18 protein-coding genes are annotated in these 22,184 nt (G+C 37.7%); 16 read left to right on the top strand and 2 right to left on the bottom strand.

Annotated features, from left to right (window positions below; all coding sequences use genetic code 11):
- The first annotated feature begins 126 nt into the window (after positions 1–126).
- The 4 genes from murF to OEZ61_RS04595 all read left to right on the top strand — a co-directional run bounded on the left by murF (position 127) and on the right by OEZ61_RS04595 (position 5,081).
- On the top strand, positions 127–1,497 hold the full coding sequence (gene murF / locus OEZ61_RS04610) for a UDP-N-acetylmuramoyl-tripeptide--D-alanyl-D-alanine ligase (RefSeq protein ID WP_034534390.1): 1,371 nt from the start codon (positions 127–129) through the stop codon (positions 1,495–1,497).
- A gap of 168 nt (positions 1,498–1,665) precedes the next feature.
- Positions 1,666–3,192, top strand: a complete 1,527-nt coding sequence (locus tag OEZ61_RS04605) for a DEAD/DEAH box helicase (RefSeq protein WP_290047046.1) — start codon at positions 1,666–1,668, stop codon at positions 3,190–3,192.
- A 102-nt stretch (positions 3,193–3,294) separates the two neighbouring features.
- Positions 3,295–4,413: an alanine racemase gene (alr, locus tag OEZ61_RS04600; protein WP_290047045.1), complete on the top strand. Its 1,119-nt coding sequence runs from the start codon at positions 3,295–3,297 to the stop codon at positions 4,411–4,413.
- A gap of 314 nt (positions 4,414–4,727) precedes the next feature.
- Positions 4,728–5,081, top strand: coding sequence for a type II toxin-antitoxin system PemK/MazF family toxin (locus OEZ61_RS04595; protein WP_034532478.1), 354 nt, complete (start codon positions 4,728–4,730; stop codon positions 5,079–5,081).
- A 57-nt stretch (positions 5,082–5,138) separates the two neighbouring features.
- Here the strand turns inward: OEZ61_RS04595 and cbpA are convergent, their stop codons facing one another.
- Together cbpA and OEZ61_RS04585 are read right to left on the bottom strand one after the other, a co-directional pair.
- Positions 5,139–5,780 carry a cyclic di-AMP binding protein CbpA gene (cbpA, locus tag OEZ61_RS04590; RefSeq protein WP_034532479.1) on the bottom strand — a complete coding sequence of 214 codons (642 nt, stop codon included), beginning with the start codon at positions 5,778–5,780 and terminating at the stop codon, positions 5,139–5,141.
- A gap of 151 nt (positions 5,781–5,931) precedes the next feature.
- Positions 5,932–6,882: an L-lactate dehydrogenase gene (locus OEZ61_RS04585; RefSeq protein WP_034532480.1), complete on the bottom strand. Its 951-nt coding sequence runs from the start codon at positions 6,880–6,882 to the stop codon at positions 5,932–5,934.
- A gap of 190 nt (positions 6,883–7,072) precedes the next feature.
- Between OEZ61_RS04585 and pth the strand changes: the two genes are divergently transcribed.
- The 12 genes from pth (at position 7,073) to lysS (ending at position 21,766) form a co-directional block, all read left to right on the top strand.
- On the top strand, positions 7,073–7,630 hold the full coding sequence (gene pth, locus OEZ61_RS04580; protein ID WP_034532481.1) for an aminoacyl-tRNA hydrolase: 558 nt from the start codon (positions 7,073–7,075) through the stop codon (positions 7,628–7,630).
- Between the two features lie 21 nt (positions 7,631–7,651).
- A complete protein-coding gene (gene mfd, locus OEZ61_RS04575) occupies positions 7,652–11,179 on the top strand; it encodes a transcription-repair coupling factor (RefSeq protein WP_225424274.1) in 3,528 nt (1,175 codons plus the stop codon).
- Positions 11,169–12,746 carry an oligosaccharide flippase family protein gene (locus tag OEZ61_RS04570; protein WP_140999953.1) on the top strand — a complete coding sequence of 526 codons (1,578 nt, stop codon included), beginning with the start codon at positions 11,169–11,171 and terminating at the stop codon, positions 12,744–12,746. The genes mfd and OEZ61_RS04570 overlap by 11 nt, the downstream gene beginning before the upstream one ends.
- A complete protein-coding gene (locus tag OEZ61_RS04565; RefSeq protein WP_034532483.1) occupies positions 12,743–13,015 on the top strand; it encodes an RNA-binding S4 domain-containing protein in 273 nt (90 codons plus the stop codon). Before OEZ61_RS04570 ends, OEZ61_RS04565 begins: the two co-directional genes overlap by 4 nt.
- 87 nt (positions 13,016–13,102) lie before the next feature.
- A complete protein-coding gene (locus tag OEZ61_RS04560) occupies positions 13,103–13,480 on the top strand; it encodes a septum formation initiator family protein (protein ID WP_034532484.1) in 378 nt (125 codons plus the stop codon).
- 95 nt (positions 13,481–13,575) lie between these two features.
- The gene (locus tag OEZ61_RS04555; RefSeq protein ID WP_034532485.1) at positions 13,576–14,034 is read left to right on the top strand and encodes a S1 domain-containing RNA-binding protein; all 459 of its coding nucleotides are present in this window, start codon (positions 13,576–13,578) and stop codon (positions 14,032–14,034) included.
- A gap of 79 nt (positions 14,035–14,113) precedes the next feature.
- Positions 14,114–15,481: a tRNA lysidine(34) synthetase TilS gene (gene tilS / locus OEZ61_RS04550; protein WP_290047044.1), complete on the top strand. Its 1,368-nt coding sequence runs from the start codon at positions 14,114–14,116 to the stop codon at positions 15,479–15,481.
- Between the two features lie 21 nt (positions 15,482–15,502).
- Positions 15,503–16,045, top strand: coding sequence for a hypoxanthine phosphoribosyltransferase (gene hpt / locus OEZ61_RS04545; RefSeq protein ID WP_034532486.1), 543 nt, complete (start codon positions 15,503–15,505; stop codon positions 16,043–16,045).
- Between the two features lie 117 nt (positions 16,046–16,162).
- The gene (gene ftsH / locus OEZ61_RS04540; protein ID WP_263500975.1) at positions 16,163–18,151 is read left to right on the top strand and encodes an ATP-dependent zinc metalloprotease FtsH; all 1,989 of its coding nucleotides are present in this window, start codon (positions 16,163–16,165) and stop codon (positions 18,149–18,151) included.
- Between the two features lie 65 nt (positions 18,152–18,216).
- Positions 18,217–19,107 carry an Hsp33 family molecular chaperone HslO gene (gene hslO / locus OEZ61_RS04535; protein ID WP_057175592.1) on the top strand — a complete coding sequence of 297 codons (891 nt, stop codon included), beginning with the start codon at positions 18,217–18,219 and terminating at the stop codon, positions 19,105–19,107.
- A 75-nt stretch (positions 19,108–19,182) separates the two neighbouring features.
- Complete coding sequence (gene dusB, locus OEZ61_RS04530) at positions 19,183–20,193, top strand: tRNA dihydrouridine synthase DusB (RefSeq protein WP_034534372.1); 1,011 nt, start codon at positions 19,183–19,185, stop codon at positions 20,191–20,193.
- 64 nt (positions 20,194–20,257) lie between these two features.
- Positions 20,258–21,766: a lysine--tRNA ligase gene (gene lysS, locus OEZ61_RS04525; protein ID WP_034532490.1), complete on the top strand. Its 1,509-nt coding sequence runs from the start codon at positions 20,258–20,260 to the stop codon at positions 21,764–21,766.
- The last annotated feature ends 418 nt before the right edge of the window (positions 21,767–22,184 follow it).

Raw genomic sequence — 22,184 nt, 5'->3', positions numbered from 1 at the left:
AAGACCTCATTAAAAACAAAGGATTGTCTCATAATGGATTGGCAAAACGGGTTTAAAATAATTTCTCGTTTCATGTTATAATATGTGTAACACTTATCGAACTGATGAAATGGAGATTTATTAGATATGAAAATGTCACTTACAGAAGTTGCTCGTGCTGTTTCTGCGCAAAATGATATTAGCGAATATGAAGATATTGATATTACTAGTGTTGCTTTTGATAGCAGGGAACTAACAGACGGGGCACTATTTGTGCCACTTGTTAGTCAAAACGATGGTCACGACTACATTCAAAGTGCAATTGATAATGGTGCCGTAGCAACTTTCTGGCAAAAAGACCACGAAAATGCTCCAACAGATTTTCCAATTATCGTTGTAGATAATACATTAGAAGCACTACAAAGATTAAGCCAATACTACTTGGCTAAAATTAATCCTAAGGTTGTCGCAATTACTGGAAGTAATGGAAAGACTACTACCAAGGATATGGTGGCTTCAGTATTATCCACTCAATTCAACGTCACTAAGACTCATGCCAACTTCAACAACGAAATTGGTGTGCCAATGACCATTTTAGATATGGAACCAAACACCGAAGTATTGGTTGTTGAAATGGGCATGGATCGTCCGGGTCAACTAGATTTCTTGAGTCACTTAGTTGAACCAGACGTTGCAGCCATCACAATGATTGGTGAAGCTCACATTGAATTCTTTGGTACTCGTGATAAGATTGCTGATGCCAAGATGGAAATCGTCAACGGATTAAAGGAAGATGGTATTTTCGTTTATAACGGTGACGAACCACTATTAGCAAGTCGCAGTGAATCACTACCATTCAAACGCACTTTTGGTTTGAATAAAGATGATGATTTTTATGCTTACGATATTGCTGGAACAGAAGTACAAACCACATTTAAGGTTAATAAGTATTCAGATATTGAATTCAAGATTCCGATGATTGGTGAATACAATGTTAACAACGCATTGGTAGCCATCACCATTGGTGACCTATACAGAATCAGAGAAGAAAACATCCAAAAGGCATTGTTGAATGTTAATTTGACTAATAACCGTACTGAATGGATTGAAGGAAGTAAGCATGAAATGATCCTTTCAGACGTTTATAATTCAAATCCTACTGCTGTTAAAGAAGTAGTGAACGCATTTACTCAAGAAAAGATTGATGGCCGTAAAATTGCCGTTTTAGGAGACATGTTGGAACTAGGTGATCAATCAATTCAATTACACGAATCATTAGCCGAAGTATTAGATCCAAAAGAAGTGCAAAGCGTGTACTTAATTGGTCCTGATATGAAGTACTTGTACGATAAGCTAAGCTTAGTTTATCCATCAGAAAACCTTTTCTACTTTAAGGCTGACCAATTGGATGAGTTATACGATCAATTAAATGCTGAAATTTATGAAGGTGACCAAGTACTATTGAAAGCTAGTCACGGAATTCATTTAGAAAAACTATTAGATAAACTAACAAATTAATATAGGTAATTCATTTGCTAATTTGACCCAAAAGGGTTATATTAGTCTAGTTACATTTTTTAGAACACGGAATTTTTATAATCAAGTTATTAGCGCATTAACGGGAACGGACTCTTCCTTAGCTAATGACGGTATTATATTGAATGTTTCGTTTAGGAGGAAACATATTTGAAGTTTAGAGAATTAGGTCTTTCAGAAGATCTATTAAAAGCGATTGAAGACAAGGGTTTTAAGGAAGCCACTCCAATCCAAGCAGAAACAATTCCTTTATCCCTACAAGGTAAGGATGTTTTAGGACAAGCACAAACAGGTACAGGTAAGACAGCTGCTTTTGCTCTTCCTATTATTGAACACGTTGATTTAGATAATCCAAACGTGCAAGCATTAGTTATTTCACCAACTCGTGAACTAGCTATTCAAACTCAAGGCGAAATTAGTCGTTTTGGAAAAGAAAAGGGCGTTAAGGCTGTATCAGTTTTTGGTGGTTCTGACATCAGAAGACAAATCCAAAGCTTAAAGCGTAAACCACAAGTTGTTGTGGGTACTCCTGGACGTTTATTGGATCATATCAACAGACGTACATTAAAATTAGACCATGTTAAGACATTGGTTCTAGATGAAGCCGATGACATGTTGGACATGGGATTCCTAGATGATATTGAAAGCATCGTAAAACAAGTTCCAGAAGAAAGACAAACATTGTTATTCTCTGCAACTATGCCACCACAAATAAAACGTGTTGGTGTTCAATTCATGAAGGATCCTCAACAAGTTACTATCAAGGCTAAAGAATTAACTACTGATTTAGTTGATCAATACTACATCAGAGTAAAACAATTTGAAAAGTTTGATATCATGACTAGATTCTTTGATATCCAAGCACCTAAGGTAACTATCGTATTCTGTCGTACTAAGCGTCGTGTTGACGAAGTTTCTAAGGGACTTCTACTACGCGGATACCGTGCAGCAGGAATTCATGGTGACTTAACTCAAAACCGTCGTTCACAAATTATGAAGGACTTCAAGCATGACAAAGTTGACGTTTTAGTTGCAACCGACGTTGCTGCTAGAGGTATTGATATCTCAAGTGTTACTCACGTATACAACTACGATATTCCTCAAGATTCAGAAAGTTACGTTCACAGAATTGGTCGTACCGGTCGTGCTGGACGTCATGGTGTTTCAATGACTTTTGTTGAACCAAACGAAACTAGTTACTTAAGAGACATTGAAAAGCTAACTAAGGTTAGAATGTTACCTCTTAAGCCACCTTCAGCTGATGAAGCATTGAAGGGCCAACTAGAAGTAGCCACTAAGGAAATTGGTTCATTAATCGAAAAGACTAAGATGGAACCATTCGCGGAAGCTTCTGACGAATTGTTAGAAAAATACGATGCTAAGGAATTAGTATCAGTGCTATTAAGCAAGATGACTAGAAACCAAGTTAAGGTTCACATCACTGCTGAAAAGCCACTTCCTAACAAGAACAAGCGCGGTCATGGTGGTGGATATCACCGTGGCGGTGGCAACCGTCGTGGCGGCTTCAAGCGTGGTGGTAACAGAAATGGTGGCGGAAACCGTCGTCGTTACAATGGTAATGGCGGTGGCAACCACCGTGATGATCACAAGAAGGGTAACCGTTCATCAAACCACAAACGTCCAAACAAGTCATTCACAATTAAAAACAAAGATTAATAACAAAAAAGCTGTTGATATGAAAATTTGTCAATAGCTTTTTTTTACATAAAGAACTACAATAAAAGGAAATGTCCATTATTAATTGGAGGAAAGATTAATATGGTAGTAGGAACTCATAGAAATGCACAAATATTAATTAGTAAGAGTGCTTTATATCATAATATTAGTAACGAAAAGAAACGTTTGAAAAATAACGAATACTTATTCATGGTCGTAAAGGCCAATGGATATGGCCACGGGGCGGTTGCAGTAGCACACGAAGCGAAGAAGGCTGGCGCCGATGGTTTTTGTGTAGCCATTTTAGACGAAGCATTACAACTAAGGGATGCTGGTTTTGACGAACCCATCCTAGTGTTAGGAATCACTGATGTAGAACATGCATCATTAATGGCAGAAAGAAAAATTTCAGCCACTGTCTCATCCATTGATTGGTTAAGAGCAGCCGATGAACAATTGGCTCAAAAAGATCTACCAAAGCTAAATGTTCATATCGGTTTGGATACTGGAATGGGGAGAATTGGTTTTCAAGACAAGGATTCACTTAAAGAAGCGGTTGATTTCTTGAATCAATCGGATAACTTCAACTTTGAAGGAATCTTTACACACTTCTCAACCGCTGATACACATAACGTAAAGTATTTTGATTTGCAAGTTGAACGATTTAATGATTTAATTTCTGTTATAGATACATTACCAAAGTATGTACATGTGTCTAATTCAGCTACTAGCTTGTGGCATAGTGAGTTTAACTGCAACATGATTAGATTTGGTGTTGCTGGTTATGGTTTGAATCCATCTGGTGGGGAACTAGACCTACCATACGAATTAAAACCAGCACTTAGTTTAACAACAAAAGTTGTCTACTGTAAAAAAATTGATGCAGGCCGTTCAGTTGGATATGGCGCGACGTACACATCCAAGGAACCTGAATGGATTGCCACAGTTCCAGTTGGTTATGCCGATGGAATTGTTCGAGCATTACAAGGCTTCTCACTATTGGTGAACGGCAAGTTCTGCCCAATTGTTGGTAGAGTTTGCATGGATCAATTAATGATTAAACTAGACGAACCAGTGAATCCAGGCACAAAAGTTACAATTGTGGGTCAAGACGGTAAAGAAAAGATTACTTTACAAGACATTGCGTCATATTGTGATACAATTCATTATGAAGTGGCTTGCTTACTCACTGATAGACTACCACGCATTGTGGTAGAATAGCCCGTTTTAAGAGGATTAATCAATGCAATCTAAGAATCGATATGTTTATTCACTTCTAAGTACAGCTACATCAAGTAACAGAGTAAAAATATCACATCCTAGAATGAATGTTTCAATTGATACACATACTAGGATTGTGGTTAATCCATGTTTTAACGATTATTTGATAGTCCAGAATTTAATTGCTGGGTACACTGAGATGACCGATATTAATCGTGCTATTTCAAAGGAATTCACTTTTTGTGAAACCTCAAGTGTGCATCACATTACGTTTTAGAATTCAGATGAATTCATTATAGATAGGGGATGTTAGAATGGCTAACGTTGAAATAAAACGTGGCGACGTTTTTTATGCTGACCTATCACCAGTTGTTGGTTCCGAACAGGGTGGAATGAGACCGGTATTAATCATCCAAAACAATATCGGGAATCACTACAGTCCTACCGTGATTGTTGCCGCAATTACTGCTAGAATTTCAAAGCCAAAGATGCCTACTCACGTAGCTATTAGTGCTGATAAGACCCGAATCGAAAAAGATTCAGTTATCCTATTAGAACAAATTAGAACAATTGATAAACAACGATTACATGATCGAGTAGATCACTTAAGTGATAAGTTTATGAAACGAGTGGACGAGTCATTGAAATTAAGTATTGGTGTACAGTAAAACATACATAAAAAAAGGATGCGAATTTAATTCGCATCCTTTTTTGTTTCGATAATGTTATTTCTCGTTCGCTAAATCTTCAATCTCTGCAATCTTAAAACCTTTACGTTCTAACGCAGCAGTGATTCTTTTTAACAATTTCTTATCTACCTCTTCGGGAAGGGTGAACATAACTCTATGTACCAATTCACCTTCTTGACCGTCTAAACTGATAACACTGGCGATTGCAGTGTACTTAGTGATGATTCTAGACATTGATTCTAGATCACCACGGTTACCAGGAGCTAGAACTGTAAGAACATAGCTGCCAACGTTTACGTTCCATGATTGTGAAAGCATGTCCAATAAACGGGTGTGGGTCAAGATACCGTAGAAACGATTATTATCATCCAATACAGCGATATAAGGTAAATCCTTAATCGAAAAGAAAATGTGGAAGAAGGCTGAATTAACATTGATGAACTTAGTGGCATTCTTTAATAATGTGGTAACAGGTTGAGACATATCACCACCGTTAGCTTTGTGACGGTAGATATGCATCTTGTAGATGTTACCTCTAAAGATTGTTCCAGTTTCGTCTAAGATAGGAATACATCTGTAACCAGATTCTTCCAACGTTTCAAGAGCTTGTTCTAATGAAACGTTTTCTGAAACGGTAACTAAACTGCCTTTAGGTTTAACCAATGACTTCAATAGCATAACATAACCTCCTTTTTAATTATTAGAATTTTTCTCATAATCTAATTTTAACATAAATTGATGACTTTGTGGCGATAAATCAACAATTGCCCAAAATAAAAAGCCGGGGAGCAAAGTGCACCTCGACTTAATATCTAATCAAGTTAATCGATTATTTTAAAGCTTCCATACCTTTTTCGGCAGTTTCCTTTAAGGTCTTACCTGAAGCTTCCATCTTAGCTTTTTCTTCATCGCTTAGAGGAACTTCGATAACTTGCTTAATACCTGATGCGTTAACAACAGCTGGAGTACCGATGTAGATATCGCTTAAACCATATTCACCGTTAACTGGAGCACCAACAGGTAGTACTGAGTTTTCGTCACGTAAGATAGCACGTGAAATTCTCATTAGGGCAGTTGCAACACCGTAGAAAGTAGCACCTTTCTTGTTGATGATTGTGTATGCCTTGTTTCTAGTTTCATCTTCTAATTGTAGTAAGTCATCTTTGCTTACGCCAGCATCTTTAGCTACGTCTAATAGAGGACGTGAACCAACGGTTGCTTCGTCAATAGCAGCAAATTCTGAATCACCATGTTCACCCATGATGTATGCGTTAATGTCAGCAGGGTTAACACCTAACTTCTTAGCAACAGCAACTTGGAAACGAGTAGTGTCCAATGAAGTACCTGAACCTACAACCTTTTCCTTTGGCCAACCTGAAAGTTTTTGAACACCGTAAGTTAAGATGTCAACTGGGTTAGCAGCAACTAAGAAAATACCCTTAAATCCTGACTTAACAACTTCAGGAACGATTGATGAAAGAATCTTTAGATTCTTTCCAACTAGATCTAGTCTAGTTTCACCTGGTTTTTGAGGTGCACCGGCAGTGATAACCACTAAGTCAGCATCTGCACAGTCACTGTAATCACCAGCGTAAATGTTCTTAGGAGCAGTAAATACTTGAGCATCTTCTAAGTCAAGTGCGTCTCCTTCGATACGATCTCTAATAATATCAACGATGACGAATTCTTCGCCTAGTCCTTGTTGCATCATAGCAAATGCGTATGAAGAACCAACGGCACCGTCACCAACTAAAACAACTTTTTGATGTTTTAAAGCCACAATAATCATCCCTTCAAAAACATATTTAAATCTACATCTGAATTATATCATTAATTTGGAAATTAGTAATTACAAAGCGCTAAAAAAACGAATAGTTTTCTATATTTCTATAAGCGACGGGATAAATATCGAATTGCATACTATGATATAATTTACATATTAATTGAGCGCAAAAAGGAGCGGATTTTTTATGAAGATGATTGTGGGATTAGGAAACGTTGGACCACAATATAAGGAAACCAGACACAACACTGGTTTTATGGTAGTAGACGAGTTTGCAGACAAGCATGGCGTTGAACTATCAACACAAAAGATGGAAGCAAAGATTGGATCAACTAACATTAACGGGGAAAAGGTTATGCTAGTCGAACCACTAACATTTATGAACGAATCAGGTCGTTCGGTTGGACCTTTAATGAAGTTCTTTAAGCTAGATTTAAGCGATTTAATAGTAATATATGATGATATGGATTTACCAATCGGTAAAATCAGATTGAGAAACCATGGATCAGCCGGTGGCCACAATGGAATTAAGAGTTTAATTGCTCATTTAGGCACCGACAAGTTTAACCGTATTAAGGTGGGAACAGACCACCCAACCAAGGAAAGCGTCGTTAACTATGTATTAGGTCACTTTACAGACGACCAAAAACCAGGATTAAACCAAGCAATTGACAACAGTGTTTCTGCACTAGAAGAATTTATCGATGGGGAAGAATTCAACAAGCTAGAAAACAAGTACAACTAATATTTAGAGGGGATAACTATTTTGGAATTAAGTCAATTTTTCACACAACTGCCACAATATGATGAGATTGTTAATGATTTAGCACCCAAACATCGTCAGTTAGTGACTGGTTTATCAGGTTCTGCGAAGACAATGATGATTGCTGCTTTGTTCAATTCAACAAAGAAAAACTTCTTGATTGTTACTGATACTTTATCCAGATGTGATGATATTGTTGAAGATTTACAAAATGTTGTCTCCGAAGATGATGTATTAGAATTTCCAGTCGAAGAAGTCTTAGCCGCAGAAGTTGCCACCAGTTCACCTGAATACAAGGCCACTCGTGTGCAAGCTTTATCAAAGCTATTAAGCGATGAACCTAAGATTATCGTAACGTCTGTTTCCGGTACCAAACGTATTTTGCCGGAACCTGGAGATTTTTCTGATGCTAATTTAACCATCTCGATCGACGATGAAGTTAATTTAGATGAATTAAGAAACAAACTATTTCAAATGGGCTACACACCTGAAAAGATGGTGGCAGCACCAGGTGAATTTTCACTTCGTGGATCAATTATCGATATTTATCCATTGAACTCAGAATATCCAGTTCGAATTGATTTATTCGATACTGATGTCGATTCATTGAGATATTTTGACGTATCTAATCAAAGAAGTTTGGAAAATATTGAAACCATCTCAGTACTACCAGCGACTGATATGGTATTAAACGAAGCACAAAGACAACAAGCAGTTGCTAATTTAACACAACTACGTGATAAACGTTTAGCCAAACTGGATAACGACGAACTAAAGCAACGCCTAAGTGATGCTGTTTCAACCATGATTGATGATGCCAATGAAGGAATCATTGATCCAGATTGGATAATGTATGCTAAGGCAATGTATGAAAACGAAACGACCATCTTTGACTATCTGGATGATGATGGTGTCGTTTTATTCGATGACTACAGTCGTATCTTAGAAAACAGCCAACAACTAGTCGAAGAAGAACAATCATGGGCTAATGATAAGTTTGACCATGGTGAAATTGCATCCACCGATTTATTTAGCGTGGACTTTAGAGAACACTTCCACAAAATTAATCAGGCAGAAATTTTAATGTCATTGTTCCAAAAGGGGATTGGGAACCTTAAGTTAACCCAATTAAATGATATTAAGGTTCGTCCAATGCAAAAGTTCTTCGGTCAAATGCCATTATTGAAGACTGAAATTGATAGATGGCACAAACAAGATGATACCGTTGTGATTTTGGTGAAGGACAAGGCCAGAATGCAAAAGGTATCGCAAACATTGACTGACTTTGAAATCGAATCCGTTCAAACCACCAGTGACAACATTTTAGAACATCAAGTCCAAGTGGTCAGTGAACGCTTGAAGAATGGGTTTGAATTGCCAATCAAACAATTGGCGGTAATTACCGAATCAGAAATGTTTACGACCGTCCACAAGAAACGACCACGTCGTCAAACATTTTCTAACGCGGAACGAATCAAGAGCTATGCTGATTTAAAACCGGGCGACTATGTCGTTCATGCTAACCACGGGATTGGTAAGTATGAAGGGATGAAGACCATGGAAGTCGATGGTAAGCACCAAGACTACATGACCATTGCTTACCAAAAGAATGCCAAGTTATTCATTCCGGTTACTCAATTAAACTTGATTCAAAAGTACGTTTCATCCGAAGACAAACACCCACGTGTTAACAAGTTGGGTGGAAGTGAATGGCAAAAGACGAAGTCAAAGGTTCAAGGAAAGATTGAAGATATTGCCGATGACCTAATTGACTTATACGCTAAACGTTCCAACCAGGTAGGATACGCCTTTCCAGAAGATGACGAGTACCAAGAAGAATTTGAGGGGGCATTCCCATACCAACCAACACCTGACCAGGTGAAGAGTTCTGAAGAAATTAAAAAGGATATGGAACAACCACATCCAATGGATCGTTTACTAGTTGGGGATGTTGGTTACGGTAAGACCGAAGTAGCATTGCACGCTGCCTTTAAGGCGGTCGAAGCAGGTAAACAGGTGGCATTTTTGGTACCAACTACCGTGTTGGCACAACAACACTACGAAACAATGGTGAACCGTTTTGAAGGTTTCCCAGTTTCAGTAGCAGTGCTATCTCGTTTTAGAACCAAGAAGCAGGTTGAAGAAACCAAAAAAGGTTTACTAGATGGATCAATCGACATCGTTGTTGGTACTCATCGTTTGCTATCTGATGACATCAAGTTCGCCGACTTAGGATTATTGATGGTCGATGAAGAACAACGCTTTGGTGTTAAACACAAGGAAAAGATTAAGCAATTAAAATCTAATGTTGATGTTTTGACACTAACAGCAACCCCAATTCCAAGAACTTTGAACATGTCCATGATGGGAGTTCGTGACCTTTCAGTTATTGAAACTCCACCAGCAAACCGTTACCCAATTCAAACGTACGTAATGGAAGAAAATGCAGGAGCAATTCGTGAGGGAATCACCCGTGAAATGCATCGTGGTGGCCAAGTCTTCTTCATGCATAATCGTGTTTCAGACATTGAAGACACCGTCATGAAGCTACAAACATTGGTTCCAGATGCTAGAATTGCTTACATTCACGGTCAAATGACCGAAAACCAATTGGAAACTATTCTCTATGATTTTGTTAACGGTGAATACGATGTGTTAGTAACCACAACAATCATCGAAACTGGGGTCGACATTCCAAACGCCAATACGTTGTTTGTCGAAGATGCCGATCACATGGGACTATCCCAGTTGTATCAAATTCGTGGACGAATCGGTCGTTCTAACCGTGTCGCTTATGCGTACTTTATGTATAAACCAAACAAAGTGTTGACCGAAGTTTCAGAAAACCGTTTGGAAGCTATCAGGGACTTTACCGAACTGGGTTCTGGTTTCAAGATTGCCATGCGTGACTTATCACTTCGTGGTGCCGGGAACCTATTAGGTAAGCAACAATCAGGATTCGTCGATTCGGTTGGTTATGATATGTATACTCAAATGTTAGCCGATGCCGTTGCAACTAAGCGTGGTCGTCGTGCCGAACAACGAGTTGATACAACCGTCGAAATGGACATTGAAGCATACTTGCCTAGCGAATATATTCAAGATGAAAAACAAAAGATCGAATTATACAAGCGAATTAGACAAATGCAAAACGACGATCAATATCGTGAACTACAGTCTGATTTAATTGACCGTTTCGGTGATTATCCAACTGCGGTTGAAAACCTATTAACAATCAGTCGCATCAAGATGTATGCCGACTCATCGTTAATTGAAAAGATTAGGCAAACACCAAAACAAATTACAGTCACTCTATCAACGATTGGAACTCAATTCTATGACAGCAAGCAAGTGCTAAAGGCAATTGCGCAAACAGAGTTTAGATCAATGGTTGGTACTGCTAACAACAAGATGCAAATTACCTTAATCATTCAACCTAATATGGATGAACAAAAGTGGTTAGGTGAATTGAGTAAGTTTGTCGAAGCATTAGATAAAGAACATACAGGAAGTTTAACAAATGAAAAATGACAATAAGCTATCAGTGATAATGAAGGGTGCGATGATTTTATCAATCGCTTCTTTGATTAGTAAGGTACTAAGTGCCGTTTACCGTGTGCCATTTCAAAACTTAGTGGGAAACATTGGATTCTACGTTTTCCAACAGGTTTATCCAATCTATGGAATTGGAATGGTATTAGCTTTAAGTGGGATGCCAATAATTATTTCACGTGTTATCGCTGAGCAGGAAACAACATTGCAGAAAAAAGGACTTCTAAGGCAGCTATTTATCGTGCTTTCAATCTTTGGTGGGTTGATATTTATCATCTGCCAGATTAAGGCAACATCGATTGCTGCTCTAATGGGTGACATCAGATTAGATAGTTTAATTCGTGCAGTCAGCTGGATGTTTTTAATGATGCCAATCTTGGCATGTTTAAGAGGTTACTTCCAGGCAACATTGATTATGAAACCAACCGCTTATTCACAAGTTGTAGAACAAGTGATTCGAGTTGGGTTAATCATTGCTGCTGCATACGTTGGGGTTAGACACCACGTGGATCCATATACAATTGGAACGTATTCAATGGTGGCAACGCCAGTTGCTGAGATTTTCTCGGTGGCTATCTTAATTCGCTACTACGCGGTGGATATTAAGCGACTACCGAGTCAAAAGGTAATGTCGTATCAATCATTGTTGAAACGATTATTGTTTGAAGGTGGCACAATCTGCATGCTTTCATCGCTAATGGTCTTAATGCAACTAGTTGATTCGTTTACCGTCCGTAAAGGATTGTTATTAAACGGATTGAACTTGATTGATTCACAGGCGGTCAAGGGAATCTATGATCGTGGCCAGCCACTAGTTCAATTAGGTTTGGTAATTGCGACATCATTTGCTTCTGCTATCTTGCCATCATTAAGTTTGGCCTATTCCAAGAAACAAATGAAGTCGTTTCATAACCTAGCATCCGAAATGCTTAGGGTTAGCATGTTTATGACCGTCGGAGTGGCAGTAGGGATGATTAGTTTGATGCCACTAATTAATCGTTTGCTATTTAACAGTGGTCAACAAAACACCACAATTAGTATCTTTATGATTAGTGTGGTTCTAACAACGATGATTACGATTTATAGTAGTATTTTGCAAAGTGCAAATCACTTTAAAATTACCATTATCGCGATTATATTAGGGTTAGCAGCTAAGATATTGATTACCAAGGAAATGGTTGCCCACATGGGAATCGCCGGTGCAAGCATTTCCACTGTGATTAGTTTGCTATTAATGCTAATCGTGGAAGTGAAGTTTGCACCAATTGACATCGTTAAAATTGAAAACAAGTGGAGCTTCTTATGGAAGTTAACTGTGATTGCTATAGTGATGTTGGTCATTGAAATGATTTTGATGAACCTATTTGGATCAATTCATTTGGTTCACAGTCAAAGATTGAGTGCCATCATCTCACTATGTTTCTTAGTTCCAATCGGTGCAGCCGTCTTTGGTGTCTTAGCGATTAAATGGAAACTATTAACATATCAAGAATGGCAATCAGTGCCAGTAGTAAATAAGTTTATAGATAGGTGGATGTCGAAATGAGACTAGACAAGTTTTTAAAGATTTCAAGAATTATCAAGAGAAGAACGGTAGCAAAGGATATTGCTGATCAAGGTCGTATTACCATTAACGACCGTGTGGCAAAATCATCATCAAATGTTAATTCAAATGATAAGTTAGTGATTAAGTTTGGTAACAAGACCCTAACCATTCAAGTTAACCAATTGTTTGAAACCACCAAAAAGGCTGATGCAGATAGAATGTACACCGTTTTGGATGAACAATACGAAAGAGATTTCAACGCTGAATAATTAAAATTTAGTTACAAAATTAATTATCTATTTATTTTTTTTAAGAATCATCTATACTATTAAGTAGCAAATTGAGGAGGGGATACCATGGATGTTGATAAGGTTCATCAATTGAATAATCAATACACGAAGATCAAGCGATCTCGACATCAAGAAATTTTACGCAGTCGAAAAAAACGTGGAATTATCCTGGTAAGCTTTTTCCTCGTTGTTATCTTAATGTTGGTTGCGCAAATCTTTATAACTAAATCTAAGATTAGCAACGTTTCTGAACAACAGGTTCAAACCAAGAAGGAACTTAAGAAAAGTAAAATTGATAATCAAAAGCTAAAACAAAATATTAAGCAGTTACACGATAAGGACTATATCCAAAAAGTAATTCGTGAAAAATATTACTACACCAAGCCGGGAGAGACTGTTTACAGCCTTCCAGGGGATGTTTCAAAGGATGTAACTCAAAATTAAAATGGTATGAAAAAATACCATTTTTTTTATACAATTATCATTTAAATGGTGCTATACTAAAGTTACTAATCATTATTAGGAGGACAAATTTTTTTATGGCAATTGAAGTTGGAGCAAAAGTTTCCGGCAAAGTATCAGGAATCACTAATTTTGGTGCTTTTGTTGATCTAGGCGAACACAAAACAGGATTGGTTCACATTAGTGAAATTTCTGATGGCTATATCAAAGATATCAAAGATGTATTAAAAGTTGGCGATGACGTTAAAGTTAAGATTCTAAGTGTTGGTGACGATGGTAAGATTGCTTTATCAATCAGAAAAGCAGTTGATAAGCCTGCCGAACCACAAAGAAGAGAACAACCAAAGATGGCCCATGGACATTCAAATCATGGTAAGTTTGGTGATAACCGTCATCACAATGATAACCATAAAAATAACAAGGCTAGTTTTGATGACTTAATGGACAGTTTCCTAAAGGAAAGTGAAAGCAGACTAGCTACAATCAAGAAAAATACTGAAGGTAAGCGTGGAGGCCGTGGCGGTCGCCGTAGTTAACCAAATAAAAAATGATTGGGGTAGATTACCTTAATCATTTTATTTTTACCAAAAAAGAGACTAAAAGGGGACGGTATTAATGCCGGAACAAAATATGACCCAGCAAAAATTTAATCGATTGATTGAGAGTAAGAATTGGTTTAATGAGTCAGACTCTGTGGTTGTCGCGGTATCCGCTGGCGTTGATTCAATGGCATTGCTTAACCTAATGATGAACTTGCCAAAGAAGAATCGCCCAGAAATTATCGTTGCTCACGTTAACCACCACCTAAGAGTACAAAGCGCCGAGGAAGAACGGTATATCAGAGACTTCTGTCAAAGTCATAACGTCAAAATTGAAGTTGGTAACTGGGAAGAACAGTTCCATCCAAGTAATGGAATTGAGATGGCAGCTAGAAAATATAGGTATGACTTCTTTTCAAAGGTCGTTAAAGACAATAATTCACGTATATTATTAACAGCACATCATGCCAATGACCAAGCTGAGACGGTTTTGATGCGATTAATTCGTGGATCGTTTGTAAAGGACCTAGTCGGGATTAAGGAAAGTCGTAAGTTTAATGATGGTTGCTTGATTCGTCCACTGCTGGGTTTTAGCAAACAAGAACTAACGCAATACATGCAAACCTTATCCATTAAATGGTATGAAGATGACACGAATCAAAAACTAGATGTCACTAGAAACCGAATTAGACATCGTTTGATTCCATTTATCGAATCAGAAAACAAACGTGGGATTGAACACATTAATGACTTCTCACACCAACTGAACTCAATGAAGCAACAAAATGATTTCTTCTTTGAGAAGTTAGTAAAAGATATCAGCATAGATACAAGCTCTTTTGAGCTGGGTGAATTCTTGAAGCTGCCCAAATACGTTCAAACCGGATTAATTGATTATCTAGTTGATCAAGAGGTGGTAGATGGTTTAAATGTCGACATTGTTAATCAGGTAACTTCACTACTTAATAATGATGAAAAGCCACAGGGTGTTGTTGAGTTATCGAACAATTTGAGCATAAAAAAGGAATATGACAAATTTTTAATCGAAAATATCAACCGAAACCAAATAACTGGATTTAAAAACGATTATTTTGTGGTAACATTGAATAAATGGTATTTCGAAGATGATATCCGGTGGATGATTACGGATAATTCCAATGTTTCAGATGATGAAGCAAGAAGGGTTTCTCGTTTTAATCTTTTGGATTCAGAATTCCCATTGATTGTACAAAAGACGCAAAATCGTGATAGAATAACGCTTAAAAATGGTGGCCATCAAACGGCTAGGCGACTGTTTATTAACAAGAAGATACCTGTTGATAAGAGGCAATCTGCCAAGAGTTTGATGACTGATCAGGGAAGGCTATTAGCAGTTTTAGGCTACAGTGAATCTGTATCTATCGATAACTCTAACGCTAGAGTTTATACATTAATCATTAAATAAAGTATGTGGAAGGAGAAACTAATGAACAACGACATTCTAAAAACCTTATACAGTAAGGAAGACATCACAGACGCTTGTCGCAGATTAGGTCAACAAATTACAACTGATTACAAAGACAGAAAACCAGTGGTAGTTGGTGTATTGAAAGGTGCTATTTTCTTCATGACAGATATTGTCAGAGAAATGGACCTATACATGGACATCGATTTTATTGACGTTTCAAGCTACCATGGAGGTACTGCATCAAGCGGAACCATTGAATTAATGAAAGATATTGATGTGGATGTTAACGGTAGGGATGTTATTTTCATTGAAGATATTATCGATACTGGTAGAACATTGAAATATTTAGAAGACCTATTAGCTGAACGCGGTGCTAAATCAATTAAGGTATGTACTTTAATGGACAAGCCTGAAGGAAGAGTAGTCGAAGCCAAAGCCGATTACGTTGGTCTAGAAGTACCAAATGAATTCGTAGTTGGATATGGTTTAGATTACCAAGGTAAGTACCGTAACCTTCCATATGTTGGAGTATTAAAACCAGAGGTTTATTCAGACAAATAAATGGTTAATTCTTCTGAAAAATGATAATATATGCTTCGTGTAATGTATTGAAAAATTGGCGGGTCTCACCATGTTATTTTTAATACATAAACAAGCATTGAACACAGGAGGCAATTGATGCGTAATAACAATAATAAAGGATTATTCAAGAACAGCCTGTTCTACATAGTGTGCTTCTTGATTGTCTTGGGAGTTACTTTCTTTGTCACATCAAAGAACGGTCAACCTCAAAACAAAGAATTACAATCTAGTCAGTTTGTTCAAGAACTAAAAGATAACAAAATTAAGAGCTTTTCAATTCAACCAGAAAACGGTGTTTACACTGTTTCTGGTGAATACAGAAAGGCCCAAAGCGTTAAATCAAACAATTCTGGTAGCATTTTATTCAGTAATACCAAGAGTGAAACTAAGGTTTCATCATTCAAGACTAAGGTTTTGAAGAACAACGGTACTATTAATGAAATTACAAACTACGCTAAGAAGAATAACGTTAAGATGGGTGCCAAGGCTGCCGATACTGACGGAGGTTTCTGGTCAAACCTAATCTTCTCATTACTACCAATGCTAATTATCATCATTTTCTTCTTCGTTATGATGAACCAAATGGGTGGTAAGAATGGTAGCAAGGGCGGCATCATGGGTGTTGGCAAGTCAAAGGCTAAACCAACCAAGAGTGATGTTCGTTTCACAGACGTTGCTGGTGAAGAAGAAGAAAAGCAAGAACTTGTTGAAATCGTTGAATTCTTAAAGGATCCAAAGAAGTTCACCAAGTTAGGTGCTAAGATTCCTCATGGTGTCCTATTAGAAGGACCTCCAGGAACTGGTAAAACTTTATTAGCTAAAGCCGTATCTGGTGAAGCTGGCGTTCCATTCTACTCAATTTCAGGTTCTGATTTCGTTGAAATGTTTGTTGGGGTTGGTGCTAGTCGTGTTCGTGACTTATTCACACAGGCTAAAAAAGAAGCTCCAGCAATCATCTTCATTGATGAAATTGATGCTGTTGGTAGAAAACGTGGTAATGGCATGGGCGGTGGCCATGATGAAAGAGAACAAACATTGAACCAACTATTGGTTGAAATGGATGGTTTCTCAGGTAATGATGGTGTTATCGTAATTGCCGCAACTAACCGTGCTGACGTATTGGATCCTGCCTTGACTCGTCCAGGTCGTTTTGACCGTAAGGTACTAGTTGGTAGACCTGACGTTAAGGGTAGAGAAGCAATCTTAAAGGTACATGCTAAGAACAAGCCAATCGCTGATAACGTTGACTTGCATGAAATTGCTAAACAAACTCCAGGTTTTGTTGGTGCCGATTTAGCTAACTTGTTAAACGAAGCTGCTTTATTAGCTGCTAGAAGAAACAAGTCTGAAATTGGTCCATCAGAATTGGATGAAGCTGAAGACCGTGTAATTGCTGGTCCAGCTAAGAAAGATAAAGTTGTTAGTCAAAAAGAACAAAACATTGTTGCCAACCACGAAGCTGGTCACACAATTGTTGGTTTAGTTCTAAACGATGCTCGTGTAGTTCACAAGGTAACTATCGTTCCTCGTGGACGTGCTGGCGGATACGCAATTATGCTTCCAAGAGAAGATCAACAATTGCTATCTAAGAAGAACGCAATGGAACAACTTGCTGGTCTAATGGGTGGTAGAACTGCCGAAGAAATTATCTTCGATTCATTGTCTTCAGGTGCTTCTAATGATTTCGAACAAGCTACTAACTTAGCTCGTGCTATGGTTACTCAATATGGTATGAGTGAAAAGCTAGGAACTGTTCAATTGGAAAGTCCAAACGATGACCCATACGCAAGAAGATATTCTGAAAAGACTGCTTCTGTTATCGATGAAGAAGTAAGAAGATTAATTGATGAAGCTCATGGTCAAGCTCATGACATTATTGAACAACACCGTGAACAACATAAGGTAATCGCTGACGCATTGCTTAAGTACGAAACATTAGACGAAAAGGAAATCTTGAGTTTATACCGTACTGGTAAGATGCCAGAAGAAAACACTTCAAATGATAACGAAGATGCTTCTTTTGAAGAAAGCAAAGAACAACTAGAACAAAAAGAAAATCAACATCAAGATAATGATGAAGACTAACTAATAGAGCGTGGGTTGAATTTATTTGACTCACGCTTTTTTAGGTGATTATGGAGGAATAAAAAATGGCAGACTATTTAACAAAGAGTGTCACTAAAGACGGTATGTTTAGAGCATACGCAATGGAAGCTACTGGCGTAGTTGACGAAGCACAAAAGGATCATAGAACATGGCCTGTATCTTCAGCGGTATTAGGTCGTTCATTGGTAGCTAGTTTATTATTAGCTACATCAGTATTAAAGGGTAAGGAAACAATGACTGTGAAGGTATTGGGTGATGGCCCTGCCGGCCCAGTCTTGGTTGACGTCGATGCAAATGGTCACGTTAAGGGATACATTCACAACCCACACGTTGATTTACCATTAAACAAACACCACAAACTAGATGTTGGTGGTGCCGTTGGACAAGGTAGCTTAGAAGTAATGAAGAATCTAGGTGGCGATGAACCATACGTAAGTAACGTTCAACTAGTTTCAGGTGAAATTGGAGATGACTTTACTTTCTACCTAGCGCAATCAGAACAAATTCCATCAGCTGTTGGTGTATCTGTATATGTAAATGAAGATGGAACCATTGGTGCTGCCGGTGGATACTTGATTCAAGTATTACCTGGCGCATCAGATGATGCAATTAGCAAACTAGAAGAACGTTTGAAGTCAATTCCAATGATTTCAGAACTATTCCTATCAAAACAAAAACCAGAAGACATCTTGAAACTAATCTTTGGTGAAGATAACATCGATATCCTACAAAACATGCCTGTAGAATTTAAGTGTGACTGTTCAAAAGAAAAGTTCGGTGAAAAGATTGCCGGTTTAAACGATAAGGAAATCCAAGCCATGATTGATGAAGATCATGGAGCAAAGGTTATCTGTAACTTCTGTGAAACCGAATATAACTACAGCGAAGACGACTTGAGAGCGTTGTTGTCTGATAATTCAGATTCAAAAGAATAGTAAGTATGCAGTTTTAATTTTAGTGTGATATGATATTTATCATGCTAAACGTGTTTAATATTGAGGTGAATATAAATGGAATGGAAAATCGGAGATGTTACAATCCCCAATCAAGTAGTTGTTGCTCCAATGGCTGGGGTTACTAACACTGCTTTTAGAATGATTTGTAAAGAATCAGGAGCTGGACTTGTTGTTTGTGAAATGATTTCTGATCGTGGTTTAATGCACAAGAACAAGAAGACTCTAAGTATGTTGGATATTGATCCAAAGGAACACCCAATGAGTATTCAAATTTTTGGTGGTACTAAGGAAACCCTTGTCGAAGGGGCTAAGTTTATCGACCAAGAAACTGATGCCGATATCATTGATATCAACATGGGTTGTCCTGTAAACAAGGTTATTAAGACTGATGCCGGTTCAAAATGGCTATTGGATCCTAACAAGGTATACGAAATGGTTTCATACGTTACTGACGCTGTTAAGAAACCAGTTACTGTTAAGATGAGAACTGGATGGGATGAAGACCACGTATACGCAGTTCAAAATGCATTGATGGCAGAAAAAGCCGGTGCTTCAGCGATTGCAATGCACGGTAGAACTAGAAAACAAATGTACACTGGTAGCGCTGACTGGGATGTTTTAAAACAAGTTGCTGATGCTTTAACAATTCCATTTATGGGTAATGGGGACGTTAGAACTCCTCAAGAAGCTAAGAAGATGTTAGACGAAGTTGGAGCAGACGCCGTAATGATTGGTCGTGCCGCTGAAGGTAACCCATGGATGCTACAACAAACCAGACACTACCTAGAAACTGGTGAACTATTGAAGGAACCTACAGTTGATGAAAAGATTGCAACTGCTAAGGAACATCTACACCGTTTAGTTGGTGTTAAAGGTGAATTTACTGGTCCTCGTGAATTTAGAGGCCAAGCTGCTTACTACCTAAAGGGAATTTCTCACTCAGCTAGAGCTAAGGTAGCTTTAAATAATGCAGAGACTGAAGAAGAAATGGATGATATTTTCGACAATTTCCTTGAAAAGACTCATAAAAGAGCAGCAAAAAATGCAGATTTAAGTGAAATGTAATTTTTTAAATTATTTTATGGTATTATGTTAATATAAAATAATTTATTCTGATGGAGGTTTTACTGTGGCACAAGAAAAGCAAATGAATGACCAATTGCGAGTTCGTCGCCAAAAGATGAATGAATTACGAGAAGAAGGGGTCGACCCATTCGGTAGCCGTTTTGAACGTACTCATTTAGCTAAACAATTACACGATAAGTACAACGATAGTACTAAAGAAGAACTAGAGGAAGAAAATCTAAAAGTTGTTATCGCTGGACGTATGGTTGCAAAACGTGGAAAAGGTAAGGTAGGTTTTGGTGATTTACAAGATCGTACCGGTAGAATTCAACTATACGTAAGAAAAGATGAAGTAGGTGAAGACAACTACCATTTCTTCAAGCGTGCCGACTTAGGTGACCACTTAGGTATCGAAGGTGAACTAATTAAGACAGACATGGGTGAATTAACTGTTAAGGCTACTCATGTAACTTTCTTATCAAAGGCTTTGCGTCCATTGCCAGACAAGTACCATGGTCTACAAAACAAGGAACAAAAATACCGTCAAAGATATCTTGATTTGATTTCAAACCGTGATAGTTTTGACCGTTTCCAAAAACGTAGCAAGATTATTTCTGCAATCAGAAACTACCTTGACAACGAAATGGATTGTACTGAAGTAGAAACACCTGTACTACACAACCAAGCTGGTGGTGCTAGTGCACGTCCATTTATTACTCACCACAATGCATTAGACATCGACTTATACCTACGTATCGCACTAGAACTACACTTAAAACGTTTAATCGTTGGTGGTATGGAACGTGTATACGAAATCGGTCGTGTATTTAGAAATGAAGGTATGGATCAAAACCATAACCCAGAATTTACTGAATTAGAATCATACATTGCATACTTCGACTTCCATGATGTCATGGATGAAACTGAAGGTATTTTCAAGGCAGCTGCTAAGGTTGTTACTGACAACGGTATTATTAACTACCGTGGTGAAGAAGTAGACTTTAACAAGCCATTCGAACGTTTACACATGGTAGACGCAATCAAAGAATTTACTGGAATTGATTTCTGGAAAGAAATGAGTCTAGAAGAAGCTAGAAAACTTGCTGACAAGAACAACATTGAATACCAAGATTTCTGGACTGTTGGCCACATTATCAACGAATTCTTCGAAGAAAAGGTTCAACCAGAAATTAAGAACCCAACATTTATCTACGGTCACCCAGTAGAAATCTCACCATTAGCTAAGAAGAACGCTGATGATCCAAGATTTACTGACCGTTTTGAACTATATGTTGAAGGTATGGAATATGCTAACGCATTCTCTGAACTAAATGATCCAATCGATCAAAAGGAAAGATTCCAAGCTCAAGCTGCTGAAAAGGCTAATGGTAACGATGAAGCACAACCAGTCGACTTAGACTACGTTGAAGCTCTAGAATACGGTATGCCACCAACAGGGGGACTAGGTATCGGTATTGACCGTCTAGTTATGTTATTAACTGACGCTGAATCAATCAGAGATGTCCTACTATTCCCAACAATGAGACCAGAAGACAACTCAGAACAAGACTAAGATCTACAACTAAGCGTAGAGAATTGATTAATTTCAATTCTTTACGCTTTTTTTGTTGAAAGTGGTTGACGATGTTCCACAAACTTGATAGTATATTAAATGTTGTTTGAAAGACGAACAGCTCGAAAAAATAAATATAAAAAGTTGTTGACATAACAACGGTTACATGGCATAATATTTATTGTTGTCGTTAAGAGATAACGTTAATAAATTTGATTGCTTGAAAAAAAGTTGTTGACATTGTTTCACAGCTTTGATATAATTAAGAAGTCGTAATTTAGACATATAAATGGTAGATCTTTGAAAACTGAACAAGATTGATAATCGATGATGTGTAAGGAACTTACAACTTGGTTGTAAGAATTAAACATTGCGAAGTCAATTCGCTTATAAAATAACAATTTATTCAGAAGAGCTA

The organism is Apilactobacillus sp. EABW-1NA (assembly GCF_030398685.1).
GTDB lineage: Bacteria > Bacillota > Bacilli > Lactobacillales > Lactobacillaceae > Apilactobacillus > Apilactobacillus waqarii.
This window is presented reverse-complemented; position numbering and strand designations above follow the sequence as displayed.